At 64.2% G+C, this 5,138-nt stretch carries 4 protein-coding genes and 1 pseudogene; 3 read left to right on the top strand and 2 right to left on the bottom strand.

Annotated elements, in window-relative coordinates; genetic code table 11:
* Both N7333_RS24265 and N7333_RS23930 read left to right on the top strand, forming a co-directional pair.
* Window positions 1-83 (top strand): annotated as a pseudogene (locus N7333_RS24265) (DNA base-flipping protein YbaZ); the annotation flags it as partial.
* 43 nt (window positions 84-126) lie between these two features.
* Window positions 127-1,923, top strand: coding sequence for an AmpG family muropeptide MFS transporter (locus N7333_RS23930; RefSeq protein ID WP_129483981.1), 1,797 nt, complete (start codon window positions 127-129; stop codon window positions 1,921-1,923).
* A 702-nt stretch (window positions 1,924-2,625) separates the two neighbouring features.
* Here N7333_RS23930 and N7333_RS23935 read toward each other — a convergent pair.
* Both N7333_RS23935 and N7333_RS23940 read right to left on the bottom strand, forming a co-directional pair.
* A complete protein-coding gene (locus N7333_RS23935) occupies window positions 2,626-3,453 on the bottom strand; it encodes a mechanosensitive ion channel domain-containing protein (RefSeq protein WP_003243016.1) in 828 nt (275 codons plus the stop codon).
* A gap of 103 nt (window positions 3,454-3,556) precedes the next feature.
* Window positions 3,557-4,036, bottom strand: coding sequence for a YajQ family cyclic di-GMP-binding protein (locus N7333_RS23940; protein ID WP_003243014.1), 480 nt, complete (start codon window positions 4,034-4,036; stop codon window positions 3,557-3,559).
* A gap of 138 nt (window positions 4,037-4,174) precedes the next feature.
* On the opposite strand from N7333_RS23940, the gene N7333_RS23945 reads away from it, so the two are divergent.
* Window positions 4,175-5,137 carry a response regulator gene (locus N7333_RS23945; RefSeq protein WP_003243012.1) on the top strand — a complete coding sequence of 321 codons (963 nt, stop codon included), beginning with the start codon at window positions 4,175-4,177 and terminating at the stop codon, window positions 5,135-5,137.
* Window position 5,138 lies beyond the last annotated feature (1 nt).

Consider the following 5,138-nt stretch of genomic DNA (forward strand, 5'->3'; position numbering starts at 1 on the left):
TGCGCGCCGAGGGCGTCAGCATCCTGAACGAACGTGTGGATATGCGTCGGCACGGCTGGCGCCCGATGGAGCACAACAGTTAGAGTGCGCTACCAATCCGATACCCCTGCCCCAGATTCGAGCCTGATGCCACGCAAATCCTGGCGAGAAGCCCTCGCCACCTACGCCAATCCCGCCACCCTGGCTCTGCTGCTTCTCGGCTTCGCCGCCGGCCTGCCCTACATGCTGGTGTTCTCGACCCTCTCGGTGTGGCTGCGCGAAGCCGGCGTGGCGCGCGAGACCATCGGTTTCGCCAGCCTGATCGGCCTGGCCTACGCCTTCAAGTGGGTATGGGCGCCGATGCTCGACCAATGGCGCCTGCCGCTGCTGGGCAAGCTCGGCCGCCGTCGCTCGTGGCTGGTGCTGGCTCAGGGGCTGGTCGCCATCGGCCTGGTCGGCATGGCCAACTTCGACCCGCAGACCCACCTGTCCTGGCTGATCGCCCTGGCCGTGCTGGTGGCCTTCGCCTCGGCCACTCAGGACATCGCCGTGGATGCCTACCGCCTGGAGATTCTCGGCGACGAGCATCAGGCCGCCCTGGCCGCCGCCTACATGACCGGTTACCGCGTCGCCGCGTTGCTGGCCACCGCAGGCGCGCTGTACTTTGCCGAGGGCTTCGGCTCCACCGCGAAGAACTATCAGTTCAGCGCCTGGGCCGGCACCTACCTGGTATTTGCCCTGCTGATGCTGCCGGGGCTGCTCACCTCCATCTGGATGCGCGAACCGCCGGCCCCGCCGCATATCCATGCGCCGCCGCCCAAGCACGGCTTCTTCCATCAGTTGCTGGCGATCATGGCGGTCATCGTGCTGGTGATCTCCGTGCCCACCCTGTTCATCCAGTTCTACCAGAGCGATCTGGTGGCGACGCTGCTGGGCGACGTGACGGTGCAGAGCCTGCTCTACAACGACCGCGCGTTCATGCGGGCGATGCTCTATACCGCGCTGGCCTGCGTCAGCGCCTCCGGGCTGTTCTGGGGCGGCCTGGCGCCGGTGCTGAAGACCGCGGCGGCGAAGTACGGCTTCTTCCACCAGCTACTTTCCGTGCTGCTGCTGATCATTCTGCTGATCTCCGTGCCGGCGATGGTCACCCAGTACTACGACAGCGATCTGCTGCTGATGCTGCAGGGCCAGCTGAGCCTGAAAGACCTGCTGTACTACGACCGCGCCTTCCTGCGCGCCCTGCTCTATACCCTGCTCACCGGCCTGTCCATTTCCAGCCTGTTCTGGGGCGGCATGGCGCCGGTGCTGACGCCGGTCAACGATTTCATCGTGCGTTATCGCTGGCAGGCGCTGCTGCTGCTGAGCCTGATCGCCACCTATCGCCTGTCCGACACGGTGATGGGGGTGATGGCCAACGTCTTCTATATCGACCAGGGCTTCACCAAGGAACAGATCGCCAGCGTCAGCAAGGTGTTCGGCCTGATCATGACCCTCCTCGGTGCCGGCGTCGGCGGCCTGCTCATCGTGCGTTTCGGCATCATGCCGATCCTGCTGATCGGCGCCTTCGCCTCGGCGGCGACCAACCTGCTGTTCATGCTGCTGGTAGGCATGGGCCCGCACCTGAACATGCTGATCGTCACCATCAGCTGCGACAACTTCAGCGCCGGCCTGGCCACCTCCGCTTTCGTCGCCTATCTGTCGAGCCTGACCAACCTGAAGTTCTCCGCCACCCAGTACGCGCTGCTCAGCTCCATCATGCTGCTGCTGCCGCGCCTGATCGGCGGCTACTCCGGGGTGATGGTGGAGAAGCTCGGCTACGCCCACTTCTTCCTCGCCACCGCGCTGCTGGGCATCCCGACGCTGATTCTCATCGCCCTCCAGTGGGGCCGTGACAGACGCCAGCCCAACGGAGACGCCCCGGTGGCCCCGGCGGAAAAGGCCTGATACCGAACTGGCAAGTTTGTGTGCGTATCGCTTACTGGCTTGGCACTATCCGTTACCGCGTCAGCTGAATGTTTGGGTTGCGCCCCTTACGGGCGCCACACCTTTCTTGCTTGCCCAAGAAAGGTGTGCCAAAGAAGGGCACCCGGCATCCGGGTTTCGCTGCGCGAAACTTCCCTCGCTCCGGTGCCGCTCCGGGGGCCGGCTTACATGGGCCGTCCCTGGCCCATTAAGCCTCTCGCCGCATCCCTGCGGCTCGCCCCCCTACGCAACACCTCCACTCGGCCTCCTGACGGGACCGGGTCGCGAGCTTGCGAGATTTTCTAAAGCACAACCGCTCCTGCGTCTGTGCCTCTGCTCTGCTCCTACATCGCGACCTCACAGACGACGCCCAATTCCCCTTCAGGAGGCCGAGTGGAATCACTGTGGAAGGGGTTGAGCGACATGGATGTCGCGAGAGCCGCGATGGGCCAGGGATGGCCCTTCGCGGCGTGCCCCTGGAGCGGTGATGGAGCGAGGGAACCCCGGCGTAGCCGGGGCCGGATGTTGGGGTGCCCTTCTCTTTGGTTACTTTCTCTTGGGCAAGCAAGAGAAAGTGACTCGCCCGTGAGGGGCGAAACCAGTACACAAGATCGCCACGCTAATGATCTTGGCCCAGCGATAAATAGCGCTACGCGCAGAACACACCAACTTGCCAGTCCGGTGTCAATCGGCCTTGGCCAGATGCACCACCCGTTGCGGGAACGGAATGCCGATGCCGGCTTCGGTCAGGCGCTCCTTGGCCAGTTCGGTGAAGGCGAAGGTCACCGGCCAGAAATCCCCCGTCGCCACCCACACGCGCAGCGACAGATTCACCGCGCTGTCACCCAGGCCGGTGACGAACACCACCGGCGCCGGCTCGAGGTGCACGCGCGGATCCTGCGCGATCTCCAGCAGCACCTCACGGGCGCGCTTGATGTCGCTGGAATAATCGATGCCGATATTGATGTCGGCACGGCGCCGCGGCTCGCGCGAAAAATTGGTGATGTGGCCGTTGGACAGCGCGCCATTGGGCACGATCACCACCTTGTTGTCGGCGGTCTTGAGCGTGGTGTGGAAGATCTGGATGCTGTCGACGCTGCCGGACACGCCCTGCGCCTCGATCCAGTCACCGGCGCGGAACGGGCGAAACAGCATGATCAGCACGCCGCCGGCGAAGTTGGCCAGGCTGCCCTGCAGGGCCAGGCCGATGGCCAGACCCGCGGCACCGATCATGGCGATGAAGGAGGTGGTCTCCACGCCGATCATCGAGGCTACGCTGATCAGCAGCAGCACCCTCAGCACGATGCTCACCAGGCTGCCGATAAAGCTGCTCAGCGCCCGATCCACGCGCCGCGCCTCGAGCAGACGCCCGATGCTGGCGGTCAGCCGACCGATCAGCCACCAGCCGATCAGCAGGGTGATCACCGCCAGGGTCAGCTTGCCGCTGTACTCCAGCACCACGGGCAGCCAGGCCTCGGACATTTTCACCAGTTCGTCGACGTTCATCTCCATAGGGTGCTCCTGTTTCCCGTACATGAAACGAAACCGCCATGGCATGCCATGGCGGTCAGAATGCTATCAGACAGGGTCTGCGACGCTTGGGCGCCGCAAAGGTTCAATCGCGGAAGTTGTTGTACTGCAGCGGCATGCCGAACTCGTGACCACGCAGCAGAGCGATGGCTTCCTGCAGGTCGTCGCGCTTCTTGCCGGTGACGCGCACCTGCTCGCCCTGGATGGCGGCCTGCACCTTGAGCTTGGCATCCTTGATGTGGGCGACGATCTTCTTCGCCAGCTCCTTGTCGATGCCTTCGCGGAAGGTCACCTCCTGCTTCATCACCTTGCCGGAAGCATAGGGGTCCTTGGCCTCCATGCACTGGCAATCGATCTTGCGCTTGATCAGGCTGCTGCGCACGATGTCGAGCATCTGCTCGAGCATGAACTCGGCCTCGGCAGTCAGGGTAAGGGTCTTGTCCTTGCTCTCGATGCTGCACTTGCCGCGCAGATCGAAGCGGCGATCGAGCTCCTTGATGGCATTGTCGACCGCGTTGGTCAGTTCGTGTTTGTCCAGTTCCGACACCACGTCGAAAGAAGGCATGAGCGTGCTCCTGATGGACGGCGCGATCCTCTTCACGGAGTGAACGCGCCTGACTTGACGATAACTATGGCGGGCCCATTATAACCAGTCTGTAAAACGCCGTTTGGCGTCCTTCCTCCCTGCCTGCGAGCCTGCCCCATGCCAAACCCCCATCTCAGCATCCTGGTGGTGGACGACGCCAAGTTCTCCAGCGCCATGATCGGTCGCGCATTGAGCCAGGCCGGCTATCAGGACGTACGCTTCGCCAGCAGCGCCGCCGAGGCCCTGCAACTGCTCGAACAGCGCCCCGCCAGCGTGCTGCTGGCCGACTGGCTGATGCCGGAGATTGACGGCCTCGAGCTGACCGCCCGGGTGCGCCAGCTGGACGAAACCGCCGACCATTACACCTACGTCATTCTGCTCACCGGCAAGGAAGGCGAGAACGTGCTGGGCGAGGCCTTCGACCGCGGCGTCGACGATTTCATCAGCAAGGCAGCGATGAACGAGCAACTGGTGCCGCGCGTCTACGCCGCCGACCGCCTGTGCAACACCCTGCAGCGCCTGCTGCAGGAAAACCGCATGCTGACGCAGAACATCGCCAGCCTGGAGCGGCGCAATCTGGTCGACCCGCTCACAGGGCTGGGCAACCCGCGCTATCTGCGCCAGAAGCTCACCGACAGCCTGCGCCAGATCGAGTCGCGCGGCGGTGCGGTGTGCTACCTGCTGATCGGCCTGCAGGAGGCCGGCCAGCTGCGCAGCCAGTATGGCGACCGCTTCTACAACGAACTGCTGCATGGCGTGGCACGCCGTCTGCAACAGCTGGTGCGCCCGCTGGACGTGCTGACCCGGCTGGACGAAAACCACTTCGGCCTGATCACCCTGCTCGAAGACCTGCATGAATGCTCCCCGAGCAGCTTCAAGCGTCTGCATGAAGGCCTCAACCTGAAGGCCTTCAAGACCAGCGAGGGCTTCATCACCCTCAAGGCCGGCATCAGCCTGGTCGGCCTGGATGCCAAGGCCCTGCCCGCTACCCCCGAGCAACTGCTGCAGCACGCCGAGAACCTGCTGCCGGAGTCCTACGCCAGCGGTCGGGTCGCGGCCACGCGCCTGCCGCTGCCATGAC

The organism is Pseudomonas sp. GD04158, from assembly GCF_029834875.1.
GTDB classification, from domain to species: domain Bacteria; phylum Pseudomonadota; class Gammaproteobacteria; order Pseudomonadales; family Pseudomonadaceae; genus Aquipseudomonas; species Aquipseudomonas hydrolytica.